The sequence below is a fragment of the Plantibacter auratus genome, assembly GCF_050587365.1.
GTDB classification, from domain to species: domain Bacteria; phylum Actinomycetota; class Actinomycetes; order Actinomycetales; family Microbacteriaceae; genus Plantibacter; species Plantibacter auratus.
On the sequence record NZ_JBOBFV010000002.1, the window covers coordinates 887158 to 907875 of the forward strand.

Here is a 20718-nt window from a genome sequence, read left to right on the forward strand (position 1 = left end):
TCACTCCGCGGCGAGGGCGATGAGCCGATCCGCCATCGAGTCAAAGATACGAGCCAGACTAGCAATCTGAGCTCGTGACCCGTCGAGAACGACGCCGACTTGGGCCAGCTGTTCGTCGGTGAGCGCAAACACCGGGACGTGATGTTCCTGGGACTTCGGCAAGAGACTATTGAATTCTTGCACCTGCCCAATCACGCCATTAGCAGCAACTTCCGCTGCTTCATACTGGGCTACATCGTAGGTAAGCCCTGCCTGACGCAACGCCGGAACAAATTGACTCTCGGAAGCGTCAGCCACCTTATCAATCCACGCTCGGAACGGCCCGGTCGGCGTGCCATATGGCTCTTCCGCGGTCGCAGACCGGTAGAGGCGGTACCGCTGGATAACGAGCCCCGCAAACTTAAGTCTCGGCAAGGGATACGGGTATGAAGCGTCTCTGAGCACCTCGTTCGTACTGGCACCCTCAGCCCAGCGTTTCCAGCGCGGTAAGACCTTACCGAGCGACTGCAAGGCCATGATAGAGAAGAAGTCTGGTGAGGTCGGCACGAGGAGGAGATCACTGATGCTCACAATATTCTGATTGATTGCACCCAGACTGGGGCTCATGTCGACGATGACATAATCGGCATCAAGCGCCTCTGCTGTTTCTTTCAAGAGGAAGTGAATGGCACCAGGAAGATTGCGTAGTGCCGACATGGAACCAGCGAGCTCTTGTGCGATGCCCAACGAGACTTCATACTCGCCTAGACGCAAGTGCCCAGGGAGTAGATACAGCCCTTCCCGCCCTTCTACTGGTACACATTCAACCGCTTCCAGGACACGTGGCTCGGAATCAAAAGCAGGTTTAAGCGCACCGAATAGGGTTCGATCAAAATTCTCTTCCCAGAAGTCTTGCGCCGTGTCCTGCGTTCTGCCGAATTGAACACTGTCGGGATCATCAAGGCTGGAGGCCATTTCATCATCGTCCGGCCATTCAGGATTGAGCCCCAAGGTGACTCCTGTGAGGTTGCATTGCGGATCAGCGTCGACCATGATCACCCGCTTACCCTTCTGAGCAAGCATCCACGCGAGGTTGAAGGTGGTTGTCGTCTTTGACACGCCGCCCTTGTGGTTGAAGACTGAAATGATCTTGAAAGTCACATTGTGAGCGTAGTACAGCTTGGAAAACTTTGGGTCGAACAACTTTGTTTTCTTGTCCGGGTGGCTGGCCAACCACGGAGCGCACGAGCGTCGACTGTGCACCCGTCCGGCGTCGGCGCCCGCCCCCGGACGCCCCCCTGTTGAGTCTGCCCACATAGGAGCCGTGGTCCGATTCGCCGCCTCATCTCGCACGGCTTCACGTCTTCAAGTCGCAGGGAAGACCAATAGCCTCAGCGAGCCTGGGCGTGCAAGTTCGCAGATTTCGACAACTTCTGGCCTCTGTAACAGGTCTCACCGGTCAGCGTCCCTCTTCGCGCCTAGGGTCGCTAGGCCGCTCAGATCGCGTCGCTCGCTGGATGGAGCGAGCGTCACCATGGCTTGCCGACAGCACGTCACACGCTGGCTCAGAAGCCAGGTGATCTGAGATTTCGACTAGCTCGATTCAGTAACGCTCGTCGAGCAAACCGACGCACGCAGACTCTGCCATACCCCCGCCTGCCGTGCATCGACTTACGAAGAAGAATTTCTCTGCAAACTACTTCCGTGCGCACCCACACGGAGACCGTTTCACCTCTGGATGGTCGGGGTAGCAGTCGCGCACCTCATGTAACGGGCAGGGAGGCCCAGGAGCTTTCGAACAGCTTCACGTTGCCGTTCGCAGCCCAAAGCTGCATGCAGAACAGTCGCCAGTAGTTGTTCCAGAGCTCGTCGTGAGGCGGAAGGTATGTCACGTTGAGGCCGACCCCGCGAGCGGATTCATGGGAAATCATTTGGCCGTGCGAATGCCACTTCTCGGTGTCTCTGAGGTGGGTGGCGATATCCTCGGCTTGCTGCGGGTCTTTGACCATGGACAGCTGCAGTAGCGCTTCGGCGATCGCGTGTGAGCGTTTGATCATCCGTTCGAGTTTGCGAACGGTGGCGGGTTCCATCTTGTCGAGCATGAGACGGGCGACAGCATCGTCGGAGTCTTCCTTGAGACGATCGGCGTGGAGGTAGAACGCATCGATGTAGCTTTGCGCGGACAGCGTCTGTGGGTGTCCGTGGGAGTCGGGGATATCGACCTGTGGGTCGATCGCGCCGAGTTCGGAGGAGTCGGACATCACGATGGTGTTGGCGCCGAGGGCGATGAGGGTTGCAGCACTTTTGGCGAAGTCCGGCACGATGACTCGAACCGGAGCGTTCCCGGCGCGTTTGCGGATGAGGAGTACGAGCTTTTCCGCGGCGTCGATGTTACCGCCGGGTGATTGCAACATCAGATCGATCGGGGTACCTGGGGTGATGTTGTGGAGCAGGTCGACCATGCCGACGACGTCGTTGCGGTCGATCTGCAGGTTGGGGGCAATGTAACAAATCAGCGAGGTGTTGGTGACCTTCTCGATCTCTTTGATCAGGGTCTGCCGCGCGTAGCGTTCCCCGTTCATCGCCTCGTATAACGGGGTCCGGGCGGGCCGTTTCGGCGCGGGCGTCGGGGTGACCTGCTGCGGCGGTGTCGGCACGTATTCAGATGGTGATGCGGATTCCGCGTCGGGTGTCGTCATCGGCGTTCCGTTCGTTCGATCCATCGCACGCGGCCATCGCGTACGACGTAGTGGCAGTGCCCCACCTGGCTCCGCTCATCGACGCTCGGGTATAGCGTCAACGGCTGAGCATGCTCTACCCGCCACCGAGGGCGGTTTCCGGGGTCAAGGTTCAGCATGGCACGGTGACCGCGTCGGCATGGACAATCGAAGACCAGCCACTTGGGGTGGTCCGTGGTTCCGACGATCACGGCGTGCCGGGCGGGCAGCTTTTCGGGGATGTCCGCGGCGGAGGCGGCGGTGAGATCGGCTTTGAGGCGACGCCACTGTAGGAGGCGGTTTATGAGGTCCAATTGAGCCCCAGGAACATGTCGGCATCGGTGCCAATGCGGCGAATGTTCGGGTCGCAGTAGTGCCCAGAGCGTGGGTCCTCGATGTTGCTGCGAACGGTGCGGTCGTGGACGTAGAGGATCAGTTCCGACGGGGTCGGCGAGTCCCCGTAGCCGACGAGTCGCTCGAGTAGCTCGCTGACTGCGGTGGCGGCGACGAGGGTAGTGAAGGTGACCACGGCAGGCTCCACACCAGGTAGGGCTGGCGCGTACCCTTCCTTTTCGAGTCGCTGCTGTTCTTCCGCAGATCGAATCTCCGCTTCGGCCAGGGCGAGGTCAATACGGTCACGACAGACGAGGCAGGCCGCGCCGGGGTGCAGGGTTGTCACCCGGCCGAAGACACCGGCGATGAGCCCGGACTCGTCTGCCGGGATCTGTACGCCGCAGTCGATGACGGGGACGAGGTAGTAGTACGGCAAACGGGACAGCCGCAATCGGCCAGCGTTGTCGTCCGTGCATCCAAACACCACGTCCGCGCCAGCGAGGGTTCGGGCGATGTTCTCGGCCAGGATGGACCCCTGGATGCGGACGGTGTGGACGGTGTCAGCGATGCGCTCGAGGTGATCACCGAGAACGTCGACTTTTGGCCGGCCAACGTCAGCGAGTGTCGAACCGTAGACGCGGGTCGTGTTGGATGCGGACAGGGTGTCGGGGTCAATCAGGATAAACGATCGCACGCCCAGGCGTGCGAGCTGCTCTGCGGTGGCGGAGCCGGTTCCCCCTGCGCCGACGATCGCGACGGTGAGGGTGCTGATGGTGTTCTGGATACCGCTCCCGAAGGCACGGATGTTCCGGTCGAACAGACCAGGATTAGCGCCGGCCGGGGTGTCGTGAGCGGCCCGGAAGGTCCACCTCTCGCCGACGGCGGAGAAGCAAGTGATTGAGGTGGTGACAGGGCCGGAGAGTTCGCCGGTGAAGGTGAGATTCCCGGCGTCATGACTGACCACGAGATAGCCATACTGATCGGTTTCGGTTCGCCCGCCGAACAGTGGCGCCAGATCCTCGTTGACGCGGCGATCGTGGGTGCTGGGGCGAGGGACGGCCCCGTCCCCGGGGTGACTGTGTACCCAGAGCGCGATCTTGCCACGTTCCCGAGCGGTTTTCAGCGCGTGGACGTATCCGTCGGATGTGATCTGCAGGGCGTTGTCTGTGCGGATCTCGTATGCCTCGTCGGGTACGGCGATGAGCTCGTCACCGAGTAGGACAACGGTGGAGTCGTCGACAACGACCTGGTGGGCGATGAGGACGGCGCCGGTCTCGATCGGGTTGGTCGCCATTGCCATTAACCCGTCGTACAGCGCACCGGTAAGGCGAAGTGTGGCGCTCATGCGGCGGCGCTACCCAGTTCGGTGCGCAGCAACCGCACGTAACTTTCCAGTCCGTCGATACCCGACCGCCAGACGGTGGGGTCGAGGTGCCGGGACCAACGCTGCCAGCTGCGTCCGTCGTACGTCTCGATGATCTCAGTGGCGGGGATGACCCCTCCGCCCACCGGAGTGAGGTGCGGGATGACCCACCACATGTCCGGCGGAACGTCGGGGTAGCCGGGCGAGAGTCGAAACAGCACGCAGGCGTGAGTTGCGTTCAGGCCCGGCGGGAGGGCGAAATCCACCAGTTCGACATTCAGCATGCCGCTGTCGTCGTCGATAAGGCGGTAGATGATGCCGGACCGTTCGAGGAATTCGCGGTCCGGCTCGGGCAGCTTCACGATTCCTGCCCGGGGTTGATGCGGCCCGGTGCGGTGAAGAACCGGGTGCCGTCCACGAGGGTCACGATGTCTTCGTCCTGGACCTTGACGTCACGCTTGTCGGGCACGTCGCGCCAAAGGTCGCGGTCGGCCGCCACGTCAGGACTGGGCACGACCCGCAGCTCCGCTCCGGTCATCTTCCGCTTGAAGACTTCGTGCTCGACACGGTCGATGCGAATGGTGATGGCGTTGATCTCGGCGAAGAATCGCATGCCGTCGACGATGGTGATGGTGCTCGAGGGGTCCAGCTTCTGATCCTGCTCGTCATCGATGTCGAGCCAGAGGTCATCGCCGAGTGGAACCGGCGGTCGACGCACCTCCCGCAACGCTGTGACTGGGGTAGGTCCCGGGATGATCTTGTACGGGGAACCATCCATGTAGATGGTGACCTTCTTGGACCGGGATTCTGCCTGGGTGTCCATGTGGTGCTCCTAACGTTTGGTTGATAGATATCATGATACCACACCACCGAGAAGGTTTGATGTTGACCCCCTTTGGTGGCAGAATGGATCCATGTCCACCCAGAAGGCAATGACCATTCGCTTGTCCGCCGAACAGGCAGACCAACTCGAGACCGTGGCGAGTGTCGAGAATCAGCCCGTCTCCGACGTGATCCGCGCTGCGATCGCCAGCCACATCGAATCCGTGAGCAGAGACGAGAAGTTCCAGGAAGGCCTGCGCGAACGCATAGAGCGGGCACGCGGCCTGCTGCGCTAGAAAAAAGCTGTTCGTCGCACGGCTCGATGGTGTCCGGGGCACTCAAGCCCGAGCAAGAACAGACCAGCCTCATTGCCCTTCGAGTCTCTATGGGCCCGCTCCAAGGACGCTTTTACACAGCCGTGGAGCGCACAATGAAACGACTCGAGCGCTCGACGGCAGGGACACTCATCGCGTCCATGTCGGCGCCCTCGAAGCCCAGGGAGTGATGACCGTCACCGGCGAGCTCGGGGTCGCCACCACGGAGGAGATCACGGCGATGATCTCGGACTGGGACGTCGTCGTCTTCACCGCGGGCTCGAACGCCGGAGCCCAGAGCACGACGGACGCCATCGACGACGCGGCCCTCCGGCGCGTGTCGGACTCGGTCGCTGCGACGCCGGAGAAGCGCCTCATCCTGCTCTCCGTGATGCCGGAGGCCTGGCGCGAGCGGCAGCTGAGCGACGACGAGGAGCACTACTTCGCCGTCAAGAAACGCGCAGAGGTCGCCCTCACCCGTCAGCCGATCGACTGGGTCATCCTCCGCCCGTCCCTGCTGACCGACGACCCGGGCCGGGGGACGGTCGCCCTCGGGCCCGCCGAGCTCCACGACGAGATCACACGCGAAGACGTGGCCGCGGTCCTCGAGGCACTCGTCCTCGAGCCGACCGTCAACCGGCGGATCCTCGAAGTGAATACCGGGCCGACCGCCATCACCGAGGCGGTCGGCCGCATCGCACGTTCCTACCAGGCATAGGCCTCCGGGGCCTGGCCACCGGGACCGGGGAAGAGCTCGTCGAGGGCGGTGAGGTCGTCGGCGCTCAGCTCGATGTCGACTGCTGCGACGGCGGACTCCAGCTGCTCGATCGTCCGCGGTCCGATGATCGGGCCGGTCACGCCGGGCTGGTGCAGGAGCCACGCGAGACCGAGCGACGCCGAGGTCCAGCCACGCTCGGCCGCGAAGCGGTCGTAGGCGTCGAGTTGCTCCTGCTGCTTGGCACGGGCCTCGGTGATGCGGGACTCGCCCGACCGCGCGCGCTTGTCGGAGGAACCACCGCTCAGCAGACCACCGGACAGCGGCGACCACGGCAGGATGCCGAGCCCGTAGTGCTGCGCGGCGGGGATGACCTCGAGTTCGATCGAGCGCTGCGCGAGGTTGTAGAGCGACTGCTCGCTGACGAGACCGAGGAAGTGTCGCTGAGATGCGACCTCGTTCGCCTGCGCGATGTTCCACGCCGCGAAGTTCGAGCTGCCCGTGTAGACGACCTCGCCGCGCGCGACGAGCACCTCCATGGCCTGCCACAGCTCCTGCCAGGAGATGTGACGGTCGATGTGGTGGAACTGGTACAGGTCGATCCGGTCCGTCTGCAGTCGCTCGAGCGACGCGGTCGCCTCGCGACGCACCTGCCAGGCCGACGCACCACGCGCGTTCACGACATCCGAGCCGTCGTCGTTCGGGGCCACCATGGGCGAGTGGACCTTCGTCGCCAGGACGATGTCGTCACGGACGCCGGGGCGGGCTGCGAACCACCGGCCGATGATCTCCTCCGTCGCGCCACGACCGGCGCTGCCGCCATACGCGTTCGCCGTGTCGAAGAAGTTGACGCCGAGGTCGAACGCCCGGTCCATGATCGCGAACGAGTCCTCCTCGCTGGTCCGGTCGCCGAAGTTCATCGTGCCGAGCACGATCCGGGAGACCGTCGTCCCCGTGCGGCCGAGGTGCGTGTACTTCATCGTGGAGCCCTTCTCATCGTCGAACCGGGCCGCGATCCCGCGGCGCGTCGAGTGTGTCACGGAAGCCGCCCTCCACACCCCCGGCTCGACAGGGCGGCCTCGACCGGCTACAGCGCTTCCCGGCAACTGGCGGGTGCTGGCGTCCGCCCGAGGCGATACCGTGGCCTGATGCTCAGCCTCACCGACGTCTGGCCACTGTTCGGCCTGGAGATCCGCACGCCGAGACTCGTCCTGCGCCTCGTGCGCGATGAGGACCTCCCCGGACTGATCGAGGCCGCCCTCGCCGGCGTCCACGACCCCGCCGTCATGCCGTTCTCCACACCATGGACCGACCAGCCACGCGAACAACTCATCCGCGAGACGGCTCGGTTCCTCTGGACGCAGCGCGCAAGGGTGACTCCTTCCTCCTGGACGCTCAATCTCGCGATCCTCCTGGACGGGACGCCGATCGGTCTGCAGGACGTCGGCGCCCGCGACTTCGCCGTCACGCGGACGGTCGGGAGCGGTTCCTGGTTGACGCAGGCACAGCAGGGTAAGGGGCTCGGCATCGAGATGCGGGCCGGCATGCTCCAGTTCGCCTTCGACCACCTCGCCGCGGAGGTCGCCGTGTCGGACGCCGCCGTCTGGAACGGCGCATCGCTCGGCGTCTCGCGTCGACTCGGCTATCGGGACAACGGTCTGCAACGCTTCATCGGCCGACCGGGCGAACTCGTCGAGTCGCAGGGCCTCCGGCTGCACCGCGACGAGTTCATTCGGCCCGACTGGGCGGCCGAGGTCACCGGCCTCGACGCGGCACGGTCGGCACTCCTCGGTGAACCGTCAGCAGACTAGGGCTGGCCGAGCGTTCGCGTCATCGTGACGGTGTGCGGACAGGCTCCGATGGCAGGACGAGGGTCGCGACGGTCCCACCGGGGACGTGTGCGACCGCGGGCGTGCTCCGCAGGGTCACGGAGCCGCCATGGGCCTCGGCGATCGCCCGCGCTGCCGGCAGGCCGAGTCCCACGCCCTGCACCGCCTGGTCCCGCGCATATTCGGCCCGGTAGAACTTGTCGAAGGCCTGACGGAGTTCGTCGGCGCTCATCCCGACGCCCGTGTCGCTGACGGTCACCTCGGCGTGCCCGGCACCCGGATCGACGACCACGTCGACCGTCCCATCGGCCGGCGTGAACTTCACGGCGTTGGCGACGAGCTCGGTGATCGCACGGTGGACCTGCTCGGGGTCCGCAGAGACGACCGCCGCCGCATCGGCGTGCAGTCGGACGACCGGACCGGAGACTCCCGCGGTCGCCGTCTCGATCGCACGCGCGGCGACGTCAGTGAGGTCGATACGGCTCGGCTCGATCTGGACCGTGGAGTCCGACGCGGCCAGCAGCTCCTGCACGCGCTGCTCGAGCGCGACCGCGTTGCGCTGGACCACCCGCAGGGCCGGAAGGAGTCCGGGGGCGTCGACCTCGGCGTCGTCCATGATCAGTTCGAGGTAACCGTGGATGGAGGTGAGCGGTGTCCGCAGCTCGTGCGACACCGTCGTGAGGAACGCCTCACGGACGTTGATCGCGTTCGCGAGTTCGGTGACGTCGTGCGCGACGATGACCGTCCCCAGGTGCGTGTCGCCGTTCCGGACCACCCGGGTGGAACTCGCCAGGATCGCCCGCTGGCGGCCGGCCTCCCCCACCCACTCCAAGTGGTTCGACAGCAGCTCGCCGCGGAGCGCCCTCGGGATGATCTGCTCGTCGAACGGGATGGGCGTCCGCCGGTCGGCCTGGAGCACGTGCGGACCGGCGTAGGGCGGGGTGTCGAGCCGGAACCCGACGGCGCTGACCATGTCGACGGCGTGCGCGTTGGCCAGACGCAGGGTGCCGTCGGCGGTGTAGAAGGCGACGCCGGCGTCGACCGTCTCGAGGATCGACTCGGCGAGCGCCTCAGCATCGAGGGCCCTCGCGAGCGAGACTTCGAGCTCCGCCGCCTGCTCCCGGATCGCCCGCTGGCCCCGTCGCAGTTGGCGGGCGCCGATGTTGACCGCAACGGCGATGCCGATCGTGAGCAACGGCAGCAGGGCCACGTTCAGCCAGTCCACGGCGCTGGTCGGCGTGCGCGCACGGAGCAGGTAGGGGGCACTGCTGATGAACAGGGTCCCCACGACAGCCAGGATGATCATCCGCGGGGTGAAGCCGAACGCCAGCCAGAGGACGGGGAAGATGCAGAGCAGGCTCGCCCCCGGGGCCACGCTGATGAGCTCCATGCGGACGCAGGCGACGGCCAGCAGGTCGAGGACGGCGATCGCGGCCATGGCGGACGTCGGCCAGCGCTCCCACGGGAGGACCGCGGCGAGGACGGTGCTGACCACCGCGATCGCCGTGCCCCCGAGCACGGCGAGGGTGAAGAACCGCTCCGGCAGGACGACCGCCACGAGGATCGCGACGATCGCGAAGGCGATCGCGAACGGCAACTGGGCGCGAGCGAAGACCCGGAGGCGGCCGTGTCGCGAGGCTTCGGGTTCCAACAGCGGCACGATCGCCCACTCTCTCCAGCGCTGGCCGAGGGGTCGTCGGCCGGATTCCACGTCGATCAGCTGATCGATCGTCAATCTAGCCGATCAGCGCGCGATCGTCCGTCGGCGAGCTGCTTGAGAGCGCAGCGAGCGGCGATTCGCGTTAATCGGACGATCGAGCGGCGGAGATCAAGCCCTCGCGAGCCGTGGATCGGCGTTCGGCGCAGGCTCCGGTGCGGACGGCCGGCGGTCCAGATGGATCCCGGCGATCATGCATCGGACGGAACCCCCGGCGAGTTCGATCGTCGGGACGTCCAGCGGCAGGATCCGGCAGCTGCGCTCGATGACCGCCAACTGGTCCGACCGCAGGCTCTGGACGGCGCGACTCGAGATCGCGAGGAGGCGTTCCCCCGTCGCCGACCGCAACTCGATCGCGTTGCCGGCGAAGTCGCAGACCTGCTCGTAACTGAGGTCCACGATGTCGCGTCCATGCGCGGTCAGGCGCTCCACCACCTGCTCGCTGCGCACCGGTGAGGCGATGAGGTCGAGGCCGACGAGGGCGAACTCGGTCGCCACGCCCATCATGACGTTCGTGTGGTAGATCGGGACCCCGTGCGGGTCGACCGCGTCGAAGACGAGCGGCTCGTAACCGAAGTTGGTGCAGAACCGCTCGAGGGCGATCGGGTCGGCGCGGTGGGATCGTGCGACGAACGCCACCCGGGCCGCGTGGTCGAGCACCATCGCACCGGTGCCCTCGAGGAACACGTCGTCGAGCTCCAGCCCCGAGTAGTCGATGACGTCCTGCACGCGGTACTCGCGCTTCAGCATCTCGACGATGTCCCACCGGCGCTCGCGTCGGCGGTTCACCGCGTACATCGGATAGACCGCCAGGTGCCCGCCCGCATGGGTGGACAGCCAGTTGTTGGGGAAGACGCTGTCGGGGCGGTCCGGGTCCTCGTCGTCGAACAGGTGGACGCGGACGCCCGCCGCATCGAGCGCCTGTGCCACGGCGGTGACCTCGTCGAACGCCGCGTGAGCCACCCCGGTCACGGACGCCGACGGGACGCCGTCCGCCACCTGGAACACGTTGTCGGCCGCGGTCAGCGGGTTCGGCGTGAACCGGTGCGGCCGGATGAGCACCACTGCCGACGGCGCCTGGACGGACATGTCGGACTCAGCCGACGGGAGAGAGCGCGCCGACGAGTCCGAAGAGGTCCTTCGGGTCGTCGGGGGCCGCGACGAGGTCGATCTCCTCGAAGTACTCGCTGCCGTCGACGGAGTCGCGGAGGAAGCGCAGCGCCGTGAAGTCCTCGATCGCGAAACCGACGGAGTCGAAGAGCGTGATCTGCTCCCGCGAGCTGCGGCCGGGGACGGCACCCGTGAGGACCTGCCAGAACTCGATCACCGGGAAGTCGGGAGCCATCTGCTGGATCTCGCCCTCGATGCGGGTCTGCGGCGGGAATTCGACGAAGACGTCGGCGCGATCGAGGATCGACGCCTCGAGCTCCGTCTTGCCGGGGCAGTCGCCACCGATGGCGTTCAGGTGCATGCCGGGCTCGACCAGGTCGTTCGTGAGCACGGTCGCGAGCGCCTTGTCGGCCGTGCAGGTCGTGACGACGTCCGCGCCCGCCACGGCGTCAGCGGCACTCGTCCCGATGACGACCTCGAATCCGAGCGGCTCCAGGTTGCGCGCGAACTTGTCCATCGCGAGCGGGTCGACGTCCCAGATCCGGACGGTGTTGATCCCGAGGGCGGCCCGCATGCCGAGGGCCTGGAACTCGGCCTGGCTGCCCGCGCCGATGAGGGCGTGGACGCTCGAGTCGGGACGGGCGAGGTGCTTGGCGACCATGCCCGAGGTCGCGGCGGTCCGGAGGGCCGTGAGGAGCGTCATCTCAGCGAGGAAGGTGGGGTAGCCGTTGTGCACGTCGGCGAGGACACCGAAGGCCGTGACCGTCTGGTAGCCGCGTGCCGGGTTGGAGGGGTGGCCGTTCACGTACTTGAAGGCGTAGGTCTCGTGGTCGCTCGTCGGCATGAGCTCGATGACGCCGAAGGGCGTGTGACTGGCGACACGCGGGCTCTTGTCGAACGAGGGCCAGCGGCGGAAGTCGGCCTCGAGGTAGCCGATCATGCCGGCGATGATGCGCTCAGGACCTCGGTCGGCCGTCCAGCGGACCATGTTGCGGACATCGACGAAACGCGTCATGACGTTCCCTTCCAGACGAGTTCGGGCTCGGAGCCGACCGGAGCAGACCACTCGCGGTTGCTTCGAGCCTAGGTTTCGACGATCTGCACTTTCTATTCCAGAGATGCGCGATTTGTGCACAGGTTATGCACAATGTGAGTAACTGCGTTGTACATTGTGTGCATGGCTGCGCTGGACGATCTGGACCGGAGGCTGTTGGCTGCGCTCCGAGCCGACGGCCGTGCGTCGGTCGCGAGCCTGGCCCGGTCGCTCGACGTCGCCCGGGCGACCGTGAACAGCCGTCTGGAGCGACTCATCTCCTCCGGCACGGTGGTCGGGTTCTCGGTCCGGGTGCGTGACGAACTCGACCCCGGCACCATTCGCGCGATCGCGTTCATCGAGGTCGAGGGTCGCACCACCGACCACGTCATCCGCCAGCTCCGCGGCTTCCCGGAGATCAGCGCACTCCACACCACGAACGGCGGGTGGGACCTGGTCGCGGAACTCCGCACCGAGACCCTCACCGACTTCGACCGCGTGCTCGGCGGCATCCGGCGCATCGAGGGCGTCGTCAACAGCGAGACGAGCCTCCTGCTGAGTTCCGTCCTCCGCTGACGACCCGCCAGGGTCGACGCTAGAGGCGCGGGTCGATGGGCTCGGACTCCATGGCGAGCACGCCGAAGACGGCCTGGTGCACCCGCCAGGTCGGTTCACCGGCGACGAACCGTTCGACCGCCTCGACGCCGAGCGCGTACTCGCGCAGCGCCATCGACCGCTTGTGGCCGATGTCCCGATCGCGCAGGCGCTCGAGGTTGTGCGGCTCGGTGTAGTCGGGACCGTAGATGATGCGCAGGTACTCACGCCCGCGCACCTTGATGCCGGGCTGCGCGAGCGACTTCTCACCGCGGACGAGGCCGGCCACAGGCTTCACCACCATGCCTTCGCCGCCCGCACCGGTCAGCTCCTCCCACCACGTGGTCGCGGCGTCCTCGGAGGTGGATGCGGTGAGGTCGACCTCGACCGAGCGGGTCCGGCGGATCAGCTCCGGGTCGGCGTCCACGAGGCGGTCGGCGACCGAGAGGTGCCAGGCGTGGTCGCGCCCCAGGTGGCTCGTCCCCGTCGAGGCGAGGAGCTGGAACGGCGCGAGCTGCACGCCTTCCAAGCCGTTCGAGGGCGCGGTGTACGGGCGGTAGGCCGCGACGTAGGCGTCGGCGGCCTCGGCCCGTCGACGCGTCCGCTCGAGCAGGTCCGCGATGTCGACACCCGTCGCCGCCGCCTGCTCCAGCACGTGCACGGCCGCCGGGAGTGCAGCAGTCGCGGCAGCTCCGACCGAGGCGTACTGGTCGCGGATCAAGCTCTCCGCCTTCACCGACCACGGCAGCAGTTCACTGTCGAAGAGCAGCCAGGAGGCGTCGAGCTCCTCCCAGAGACCGGCTCGCTCCACGGCGGCGTCGAGCCGGGTCAGGAGCGTCTGCGTCGTCTCCTCGTCGAAGAACGGCCGACCGGTGCGGGTGTGGACGGTGCCACGCCATCCCGTGGGAGCACCGAAGGGTGCCGGATCACGCGTGAGCAGCACGACGGCACGCGAGCCCATGTGCTTCTCCTCGCAGACCACCCGGTCGAGCCCATCCCGGCGATACGCCTCGAACGCCTCAGCGGGGTGCTCCAGGAGGTCCTTCCGCTGCGAGGTGCTCGGCGGACTCATCGTCGGCGGCAGGTAGACCAGACGCCGCGGGTCGATCGCGAACCGGCTCATGACCTCGAGTGCGCCGGCCGCCGCATCTTCGCGGATGCCGACCCGGCCCGAGACACGGGTCTCGACGACCTGCTTGCCGAGGACGTCGTCGATGCGCAGCAGCCCGGGATCCCGCTGCTCGCCCGCGGGACCGGTCGGGCGGCCGAGCGGCACGACGGGTTCGTACCAGACCTGCTCGGCCGGCACGTCGACGACCTCGCACTCCGGCCACCGCAGGGCACTCAGCTTGCCGCCGAAGACGCAGCCGGTGTCGAGGCACATCGTGTTGTTGACCCACTCGGCGTCGAGGGTCGGCACGTGACCGTAGAGGACGGTCGCCTTGCCGCGGTAGTCCTCCGCCCACGGCAGCCGCACGGGCAGGCCGTACTCGTCGGTCTCCCCCGTGGTGTCGCCGTACAGCGCGAACGACCGCACCCGCCCGGAGGCGCGTCCGTGATACTGCTCGATCAGTCCGGCGTGCGCGACGACGAGCTTCCCGTCGTCGAGGACGAGGTGCGCGACGAGCTCGCGACAGAACCGCTCGACCTCTGCTCGGAACTCCTCCGGCTCCTCGGCCAGTTGGGTGAGCGACTCGGCGAGCCCGTGGCTGGTCTGCACCCGCTTGCCCTGCAGCGCACGGACGAGCTTCGACTCGTGGTTGCCGGGCACGGCCAACGCGTGCCCCGCGCCGACCATCCCCATCGCCAGCCGCAGCACGCCAGGAGTGTCCGGCCCGCGGTCGACGAGGTCGCCGAGGAAGATCGCGCGGCGACCCTCGGGATGCGCGGCGTCGACCGGTCGACCCTCCACATCGCGCTCGATCACGTACCCGAGCTTCGTGAGCAGCGTCTCGAGCTCGCTCCGGCACCCGTGCACGTCGCCGATCGCGTCGAAAGGACCGCGCTCCTGACGGCGGTCGTTGAGCAGCGGCTCACGGACGAACGACGCCTGCGCGATCGCTTCGACCCCGGAGAGCACGTGGACCTTCCGGAAGCCCTCCTTGCTGAGGTGCCGCATCGACCGGCGCAGTTGGTCCTGCTGCCGGGTGATGACGGCCGCGCCGAACGAACGGTCCTCGCGAGCCTTATTGCGCTCGATGCAGACGCGCTCAGGGACGTCGAGCACCACGGCGACAGGGAGGACGTCGTGGTTGCGTGCCAGGTCGATGAGCGACTTGCGCGAGGCCGGCTGGACGTTGGTCGCGTCGATGACCGTGAGGAGCCCGGCGTCCAGGCGGCGCGCGGCGACATCGCGGAGTGCTGCGAAGGCATCGGCGCTGGCGGCCTGGTTGTTCTCGTCGTTGGAGACGAGCCCCCGGAAGAAGTCGCTCGAAAGCGTCTCGAACCGGCCGAAGTGCGTGGCGGCGAAGGTCGACTTGCCGGACCCGCTCACGCCGATGAGGACCACGAGCGACAGTTCGGGGATCGGCAGGGCGGCGGGGGTCTGCTCGAGGTCGCTCATGAGGTGGCCTTCCGGAAGATGGCGAGCTGCGTCGGCGAGCCGAGCTGCGGGTCGACGTCGCCGACCGTGCGGTGCTCGACGCCGTAGCGGTACCGCTCGGCCGCAGTGGTGCACCAGGTCGCGAACTCCTGACGGTCCCACTCGAAGCGGTGGTCCGGGTGCCGGAACGAGCCCGCCGGCAACGAGGGATACAACGCGTTGTATTCGCGGTTCGGCGTCGTGACGATCACGGCTTCGGGAGCCGCAGCACCGAAGATCGAGGCCTCGAGTGCATCGAGGCGCTCGGCGTCGATGTGCTCGACGACCTCCATGAGCACGATCGCATCGAGTCCGCGCAGCCGGCCGTCGGCGTAGGTGGCCGAGGACTGCAGCAGCTGGACACGCTCGCGGACGCGATCGCTCGCGTCGCGGAGCCCGAGCCGCTGCGACGCGGCTGCGAGCGCGCGTGCGGAGACGTCGGTACCGATCACCGTGCTGACCAAGGGATCCGCCATCAGGCGAGTCAGGAGGGCGCCCTCGCCGCACCCGACGTCGGCGACCGACCGCGCCCGCACGTCGGCGAGCGCCTGCAGGACCGCCTCGGCGCGCAGGCCGGCGAGCGCCGGGGCGCGCTTCGTCCGTGAGGCGGTGGCCGCGTCGTCCCCGTCGGCACCGTCGGTCCGCGCCTCCGGGTCCAGCTGCGACTGCGCATCGGTGACCATCCGCGACTGGTGCGCGAGATACCGCTTGGTGATCAGGTCCCGGTCGGGGTGGTCGGCCAGCCACCCCTCGCCGGCGCGCAGGAGTTTGCCGACCTCGTCGTCGGAGACCCAGTAGTGCTTGGCGTCGTCGAGGACGGGCAGCAGGACGTAGAGCTGGCGGAGGGCGTCCGCGAGGCGGAGGTGCCCGGTCAGTTCGAGGTCGACGTATCGCGAGTCGCCCCACGCCGGGACCGTCGGGTCGAGCGGGATCGCCCGTTCGACGACGGTCCAGCCGAGCGGACCGAAGAGTCGGGTCGCCAGCTGCTCCAGGCCTCGCGACGGCACCGCCGCGACCGTGATCGTCAGCGGGAGCGCTGCCGCGGCGAGCTCCGGGTGGGAGTCGCTGCGGCCGGTCATGGCGCTGCGGAACACCTGCCCGATCGCGACGGCGACCATCGACGACGACGCGTACGGTCGGTCGTTCACGTACTGCGAGAGCGACGCGCTGTCACCGCCGCCGAAGCGCTTCTGACGGACGAGCGCGATCGCGTCGACCTCGAGCAGCAGGGCGATGGTGCATCGCTCGTCGGTCGCCTCCGGGTAGAACACGTGGGCGCGCCCGACGCTGAGGTCGAAGCTCTGCGCCCGCGCGGGATGCTTGCGGACGAGGTGCCCCAGGTCGGCGGCCGACGGCGCGGTCGAGGTGATGGTGACGAGCACAGGTCCATCCGTCCGGTCGGCGGCGAGGTTCCTGAAAGCCTAGCCGCGGTCGTGGTGCGTGCGTGAGTCGCCCGAAGCTGCACGGAATTCAGCGATTTCCGTGCAGTTCCGGGCGACTCAGGGCTGCAGGCCTGCCCGCCGCCAGACGAGGAGCGCGAGGTACGCCAGGAGCGAGGCGCCGAAGAACGGCAGGAGCGTCGGGAACAGGTAACAGAGCAGGGCGAACGTCACTTCGCCGATCAGGAGCAGCAGGGCTGTGAAGGGCCGCCGGGCGACGAGCGCCCCGGCCCCGACCAGCCATGCCCGGGCCGACGCGTCCGGTTGCAGCGCCGCCGACGCCGGTAGGGCGAGCAGCAGGAGTCCGAGGGCGAGTGCCACCGGCGCGGTCGCGGCGAGCAGGGCGGTCGCGATCGCCGATCCCTGTTCGAGCTGCGCGGTCAGGAACGCGATGTCGACGACGAGCATCGCCATGACCACGACCACCCCGACGCCGAGTGGCAGCGAGCGTCGCCAGGTCGCTGCGAACTCTCGGAAGACGCCGGTGAAGACCGCGTGCTCCTCGCCGTCGAGCCAGCGTCGCATCGAGCGGCTCGCCGCGATGACCGCGGGGACGGCGGTCACCACACCGAGCGACAGCACTGCAGCGGCCAGACCTGCCGCCGCGACGTTCATCGGGTGGACGAGCACACCCAGCAGACGGCCTTCCCAGCCGGTGCGCTTGACTGCCATGCCGCTCATCCTCGCAGCCTCCGTCCGGCGAAGCCGTTACCGGCCGCGTCCATCCCCTCATGACGTGGTCGCGCTCCATCGAGCCGCACGACCACCTGTTCCACGTCCGTCAGCCCGGGGATCGTCACCGCCAGTCCCTCGTCGTCCTCGGTCATCGTCGCCGCCGGCGGAACGGACTCACCGAACCGCACGGGTTGGAGCACGGACACGAACCGCGCCGAGTGCGACGGGGACGAGGTCCGGCGCAGCGTGTGCTGCACCCGCTCGATCTCGAGCCCCGGTGTCGACGAGGTCGGGTTGGCCTGGACCACCGTCGGATGCACGACGTCGATTGAATCGACGTCGTCGAGCGAGGTCACGAGGAAGCCGGCAGCGCCGGCGGGTGCGAGCCGACGGCCGTCGTCCAACGGCGCCGCCGGGTGCGTCGTCTGCAGCAACCAGGTCCAGGAGCGGGCGGTGTCCGCCTCGAGGTCGTCGACGAGGACGAGCGCGCCGCTCGGCGTCCGCACGAGGTGGCGCCGGAGCCTGCGGACGCCGAGTTCCGGCGCGTACAGGGCGCCGATCTCGCTGACCGTATGCACCCAGTCCCCGGCGAGCGTGACCTCGAGCATCTCGCCGACACGGTCCTCGGCGAGTCCGGCGTGGACGTCGTAGTGTCCTTCACGCCCGTACCCGGCACCGTCGACGAGCACACCGTTGTGGTGCTCCGTCCGCTTGCGGGAGGAGTAGCCCTCGTCGATCGCGAGGTACTCGCCTCCACCGAGCAGGACGAACGCGCCCGCGTCGGGATGATGATGACCGGTGTTGAGCGTCGTCCAACCTCGTTCGCGCCGGTGACGGTGCGACTCCCGCCATGCCCGCCAGCCGCCGCCCGGCGACGCCTTGACCGAGACGAGGGTCGCATCCGCGTCCCACGACGTCCGACCGGCCACGAGGCCGAGATCGGGGAAGTACCTGGCCGTCGGGAGCTCCTCAGGACCGATCGCCTCGACCGTGGGGTCGAACCAGAGCAACTCCTGATACGCCTCGGGCAACACCCCTGGACGGACACCGCTCTGAGACGCCTCCCGCCAGAGGAGGTCGGTGGAGACACGATCTGCCAACCACTGGGCCTGCGGGATCCGGTACTCGGCGGCCAGCTTCCGGTACAGCGCGATCGAGTGTCCGCTGCGGTGGTCGTGGCAGTCACCGTGATCGACGATGCGCTCGAGGTCCGGAGCGGCCTGGTGGAGCCGGAACCAGAAGGTTTCCCGGAGGTGCTCGCTCCGCGGGAACCAGTCGACGCCCTCGGCGGCACGCAGCACGTCGAGATAGCTCACCAACCACGGCTCGCCGTAGCGCCAGTACACGACGCCCTCGTGGTTCGAGCCGTCGGCCGGCAGGAGGTCGAGGACCTCGTCGAAGTTCACCTTCGCGCGCTCGGCCCAGGCCAGGGCGCCGGGATGCTCGTCGGCCAGGACGTACCCGGCGGTGGCGAGACCGGTGAAGCAGATCCAGTTGTGGTTCTGCCAGTACGACGACGACCACCAGTCGCCCTCGGTCTCGACGGCGAATTCGAACAGGCGGGTGCCCTGCAGGATCAGGCGGTCCCGGAGTCGGGCCCGCTCCCCCACGTCGAGCGCATCACCGGCCCAGGCGAGCGCCAGTGACAGTCCGTGGAGCAGCCAGCCGGCATCGAGGTCGTGGTCCGGCAGATGCGCGCGACCCCAGTGCTCGAAGGCCAGTGGTGGCGCGAGCCAGCGTCGCAGCTCGTCGAGGTACTGCGGCTGCCCGGTCAGCCGGTGGGCGAGCGCGAGGTTCGCCGCGGCGGGGCCGAAGTACGTGATCGAGGCCAGCGGGTGCTCCGTCGGGAGCTCGATCCCACGGAGGCGTTCGCATTCGTCGAGCAGGCGACGGAACTCGCGGTGCCGCACGCCGGTCAGCTCGGCGCGGAGGCGGTCCTCCCGCCCGTCGAGGAGCAGTGGCGGGATCACGGCAGCAGCTCCCGTTCGAGGGTTCGTCCGTCGGACAGGCCGACGACCAGGCGACCCGCATCGAGACGGATCGACGTGATCGGCGACACCTCCGCCTCAGCGAAGACCGACACGAACGTGACCTGCGCGGCCGTCGCCGTCCAGTCGCCGACGGCCAGGGGGACGGTCGGGTCGTCCGACGGCCCTCTGCCCGGGGCGTCCAGGAGGACGGACGCGACATCCGCGACATGGTGGCCGTGCAGCCGACGCCCGGACGGGCCGGACCAGCCGGTGCGCCACCCGTCAACGTGCTGGACGACCTCGAACGGCACGGCGGGTCGGAGGGCGGAAGTGAAGGTCCGGAGCGAGCCGTCGGCGGTCGCTGCACGGAGCACGTCGATGAGGATCCCGCCGGTGGACTCGACCCGCCGGTCGAGTCGGACGCCGGCGATCGCCTCACTGGAGGACGCGTGGACGAGCGTCGTGTCGGAAGCATGGTCGACCTCCCAGCGCTCCACGTGGGCCGAACTCTCGAGCTGATCGGCGTCGTCCGCCCGGACGGTCGGGTGCGCCGTCGTCCTGGCGTAGTAGTCGCGCCGCAAGGCGCTGCCGTACGGCGGGACGCCGGGAGCGGGCTGCCAGGCGACCCCGTCTCCGTACAGGTACAGGGCGAGGGTGTCGAGATGCCCGTGCGAGCCGCCGTGCGGTCCGGCATCGAGCACCGCCTGCAGGGAGCTCGCCTCGGAGCGCACGACCGCGTAGCCGACGTCGGCGAAGAGCGCCGAGCCACGGCCGGGTGCGTCACCTGACATCGCGAGCGGTGCCCCGGAGAACCAGCCGTCGAGGAGGTCCTCGAGTCCGTCGTGACCAGCACCGATACGACGCCGAGCCCAGGCCTCGACCGCGTCGAGACCGGTCCGATCCCAGAGCTGCCCGGCGAGGACGCAGATCTCCAACACTTCGAGGTGGACGCCGAGTCGGTCGTACGGGCCGTCGTGCAGCATCGGCAGGCGACCATCCGGTCCGGCGAAGCCGACGAGCACATCGACCATCCGACGCAGCCGGTCGACGAGGGCCGGATCGAGCGCAGCCGGGTCGGCCCCGGCGAGGGTGAGGAGATAGGCGCGGAGCACGAACAGGTGGTAGTAGGCGGACCCCTCCCACTCCCAGCCGTCCTGGCCGATGGCGACGGCCGAGTGCACGACCGCCTGCTCGATCCAGCGCGCCTGATCGCCGTGCGGCGCGACTCCGCCCACTGCGGCGAGCGCCCGGGTGGCCAGGCCACCGGCCGCGTCGAGCCAGGCGACGTAGTTGCTCGTGAGGTCGTCGCGGTCGATGACGATCACCCGACGGGACTCGACGATCGTCTCCATGAGGGCCTCGAGCATCGTCGCGACGGGTGTGCCCATCGCCTCCCGGGCCGCCTCGTCCTCGGCGAGCACGACGACCGCGTCGGCGATCTGGGTGGCCCAGATCGCTTCGGTCAACGCCTGCTTGAAGAGCTTGCTGGTGTTCGGTCCGCTCGTGATGAGCGGTGGGCGGGGTCGC

The 20718-nt window shown here is 67.8% G+C and carries 19 protein-coding genes; 4 read left to right on the plus strand and 15 right to left on the minus strand.

Features of this window, described 5'->3' with window-relative positions; translation table 11 throughout:
• The 6 genes from ACQ3HE_RS11420 to ACQ3HE_RS11445 form a co-directional block, all read right to left on the minus strand.
• On the minus strand, window positions 1-1140 hold the full coding sequence (locus tag ACQ3HE_RS11420; RefSeq protein ID WP_430892848.1) for a ParA family protein: 1140 nt from the start codon (window positions 1138-1140) through the stop codon (window positions 1-3).
• A 602-nt stretch (window positions 1141-1742) separates the two neighbouring features.
• Complete coding sequence (locus tag ACQ3HE_RS11425) at window positions 1743-2678, minus strand: SDH family Clp fold serine proteinase (RefSeq protein WP_430892849.1); 936 nt, start codon at window positions 2676-2678, stop codon at window positions 1743-1745.
• Window positions 2675-3010: a ubiquitination-like system serine protease family protein gene (locus ACQ3HE_RS11430; protein WP_481133084.1), complete on the minus strand. Its 336-nt coding sequence runs from the start codon at window positions 3008-3010 to the stop codon at window positions 2675-2677. Before ACQ3HE_RS11430 ends, ACQ3HE_RS11425 begins: the two co-directional genes overlap by 4 nt.
• A complete protein-coding gene (locus tag ACQ3HE_RS11435) occupies window positions 2998-4374 on the minus strand; it encodes a ThiF family adenylyltransferase (protein WP_430892850.1) in 1377 nt (458 codons plus the stop codon). The genes ACQ3HE_RS11430 and ACQ3HE_RS11435 overlap by 13 nt, the downstream gene beginning before the upstream one ends.
• Window positions 4371-4754, minus strand: coding sequence for an E2/UBC family protein (locus tag ACQ3HE_RS11440; protein ID WP_430892851.1), 384 nt, complete (start codon window positions 4752-4754; stop codon window positions 4371-4373). Before ACQ3HE_RS11440 ends, ACQ3HE_RS11435 begins: the two co-directional genes overlap by 4 nt.
• Window positions 4751-5215 carry a hypothetical protein gene (locus ACQ3HE_RS11445; protein ID WP_430892852.1) on the minus strand — a complete coding sequence of 155 codons (465 nt, stop codon included), beginning with the start codon at window positions 5213-5215 and terminating at the stop codon, window positions 4751-4753. Before ACQ3HE_RS11445 ends, ACQ3HE_RS11440 begins: the two co-directional genes overlap by 4 nt.
• 91 nt (window positions 5216-5306) lie before the next feature.
• Here ACQ3HE_RS11445 and ACQ3HE_RS11450 point away from each other — a divergent pair, with 91 nt between their 5' ends.
• Both ACQ3HE_RS11450 and ACQ3HE_RS11455 read left to right on the plus strand, forming a co-directional pair.
• Window positions 5307-5510, plus strand: a complete 204-nt coding sequence (locus tag ACQ3HE_RS11450) for a ribbon-helix-helix protein, CopG family (RefSeq protein WP_430892853.1) — start codon at window positions 5307-5309, stop codon at window positions 5508-5510.
• Between the two features lie 7 nt (window positions 5511-5517).
• The gene (locus tag ACQ3HE_RS11455; RefSeq protein WP_430893087.1) at window positions 5518-6246 is read left to right on the plus strand and encodes an NAD(P)H-binding protein; all 729 of its coding nucleotides are present in this window, start codon (window positions 5518-5520) and stop codon (window positions 6244-6246) included.
• On the opposite strand, the gene ACQ3HE_RS11460 is transcribed toward ACQ3HE_RS11455, so the two are convergent.
• Complete coding sequence (locus ACQ3HE_RS11460; RefSeq protein ID WP_430893088.1) at window positions 6234-7223, minus strand: aldo/keto reductase; 990 nt, start codon at window positions 7221-7223, stop codon at window positions 6234-6236. The two genes, ACQ3HE_RS11455 and ACQ3HE_RS11460, sit on opposite strands and share 13 nt — an antisense overlap.
• A gap of 168 nt (window positions 7224-7391) precedes the next feature.
• On the opposite strand from ACQ3HE_RS11460, the gene ACQ3HE_RS11465 reads away from it, so the two are divergent.
• On the plus strand, window positions 7392-8054 hold the full coding sequence (locus tag ACQ3HE_RS11465) for a GNAT family N-acetyltransferase (RefSeq protein ID WP_430892854.1): 663 nt from the start codon (window positions 7392-7394) through the stop codon (window positions 8052-8054).
• Between the two features lie 19 nt (window positions 8055-8073).
• Here the strand turns inward: ACQ3HE_RS11465 and ACQ3HE_RS11470 are convergent, their stop codons facing one another.
• The 3 genes from ACQ3HE_RS11470 to ocd form a co-directional block, all read right to left on the minus strand.
• Window positions 8074-9732, minus strand: a complete 1659-nt coding sequence (locus tag ACQ3HE_RS11470; protein WP_430892855.1) for a sensor histidine kinase — start codon at window positions 9730-9732, stop codon at window positions 8074-8076.
• Window positions 9733-9900: 168 nt separating this feature from the next.
• Entirely contained in the window at window positions 9901-10878 is a 978-nt protein-coding gene (gene ctlX / locus ACQ3HE_RS11475) for a citrulline utilization hydrolase CtlX (protein WP_430892856.1), read from the minus strand.
• Between the two features lie 7 nt (window positions 10879-10885).
• Window positions 10886-11914, minus strand: coding sequence for an ornithine cyclodeaminase (gene ocd, locus ACQ3HE_RS11480; protein ID WP_192018892.1), 1029 nt, complete (start codon window positions 11912-11914; stop codon window positions 10886-10888).
• A gap of 162 nt (window positions 11915-12076) precedes the next feature.
• Here ocd and ACQ3HE_RS11485 point away from each other — a divergent pair, with 162 nt between their 5' ends.
• Complete coding sequence (locus ACQ3HE_RS11485) at window positions 12077-12508, plus strand: Lrp/AsnC family transcriptional regulator (protein WP_064293981.1); 432 nt, start codon at window positions 12077-12079, stop codon at window positions 12506-12508.
• Between the two features lie 19 nt (window positions 12509-12527).
• Here the strand turns inward: ACQ3HE_RS11485 and ACQ3HE_RS11490 are convergent, their stop codons facing one another.
• The 5 genes from ACQ3HE_RS11490 to ACQ3HE_RS11510 all read right to left on the minus strand — a co-directional run bounded on the left by ACQ3HE_RS11490 (window position 12528) and on the right by ACQ3HE_RS11510 (window position 20657).
• Window positions 12528-15089, minus strand: coding sequence for a polynucleotide kinase-phosphatase (locus tag ACQ3HE_RS11490; protein WP_430892857.1), 2562 nt, complete (start codon window positions 15087-15089; stop codon window positions 12528-12530).
• Window positions 15086-16489 (minus strand): 3' terminal RNA ribose 2'-O-methyltransferase Hen1, encoded by a 1404-nt coding sequence (locus ACQ3HE_RS11495; protein ID WP_430892858.1) that lies wholly within the window; start codon window positions 16487-16489, stop codon window positions 15086-15088. Before ACQ3HE_RS11495 ends, ACQ3HE_RS11490 begins: the two co-directional genes overlap by 4 nt.
• A gap of 117 nt (window positions 16490-16606) precedes the next feature.
• Window positions 16607-17218, minus strand: coding sequence for a DUF624 domain-containing protein (locus ACQ3HE_RS11500; protein ID WP_430892859.1), 612 nt, complete (start codon window positions 17216-17218; stop codon window positions 16607-16609).
• Between the two features lie 5 nt (window positions 17219-17223).
• The gene (locus ACQ3HE_RS11505) at window positions 17224-19191 is read right to left on the minus strand and encodes a DUF4962 domain-containing protein (protein WP_430892860.1); all 1968 of its coding nucleotides are present in this window, start codon (window positions 19189-19191) and stop codon (window positions 17224-17226) included.
• The gene (locus ACQ3HE_RS11510) at window positions 19188-20657 is read right to left on the minus strand and encodes a heparinase II/III domain-containing protein (protein WP_430892861.1); all 1470 of its coding nucleotides are present in this window, start codon (window positions 20655-20657) and stop codon (window positions 19188-19190) included. Before ACQ3HE_RS11510 ends, ACQ3HE_RS11505 begins: the two co-directional genes overlap by 4 nt.
• Window positions 20658-20718: the final 61 nt, after the last annotated feature.

Excerpts from the sequence above, each read along its gene's own strand:
- ACQ3HE_RS11425 (WP_430892849.1), bottom strand. The coding sequence starts at position 2,678 with ATGACGACACCCGACGCGGAATCCGCATCACCATCTGAATACGTGCCG.
- ACQ3HE_RS11435 (WP_430892850.1), bottom strand. The coding sequence starts at position 4,374 with ATGAGCGCCACACTTCGCCTTACCGGTGCGCTGTACGACGGGTTAATG.
- ACQ3HE_RS11445 (WP_430892852.1), bottom strand. The coding sequence starts at position 5,215 with ATGGACACCCAGGCAGAATCCCGGTCCAAGAAGGTCACCATCTACATG.
- ACQ3HE_RS11450 (WP_430892853.1), top strand. The coding sequence starts at position 5,307 with ATGTCCACCCAGAAGGCAATGACCATTCGCTTGTCCGCCGAACAGGCA.
- ACQ3HE_RS11460 (WP_430893088.1), bottom strand. The coding sequence starts at position 7,223 with ATGAAGTACACGCACCTCGGCCGCACGGGGACGACGGTCTCCCGGATC.
- ACQ3HE_RS11465 (WP_430892854.1), top strand. The coding sequence starts at position 7,392 with ATGCTCAGCCTCACCGACGTCTGGCCACTGTTCGGCCTGGAGATCCGC.
- ctlX (WP_430892856.1), bottom strand. The coding sequence starts at position 10,878 with ATGTCCGTCCAGGCGCCGTCGGCAGTGGTGCTCATCCGGCCGCACCGG.
- ocd (WP_192018892.1), bottom strand. The coding sequence starts at position 11,914 with ATGACGCGTTTCGTCGATGTCCGCAACATGGTCCGCTGGACGGCCGAC.
- ACQ3HE_RS11485 (WP_064293981.1), top strand. The coding sequence starts at position 12,077 with ATGGCTGCGCTGGACGATCTGGACCGGAGGCTGTTGGCTGCGCTCCGA.
- ACQ3HE_RS11490 (WP_430892857.1), bottom strand. The coding sequence starts at position 15,089 with ATGAGCGACCTCGAGCAGACCCCCGCCGCCCTGCCGATCCCCGAACTG.
- ACQ3HE_RS11500 (WP_430892859.1), bottom strand. The coding sequence starts at position 17,218 with ATGGCAGTCAAGCGCACCGGCTGGGAAGGCCGTCTGCTGGGTGTGCTC.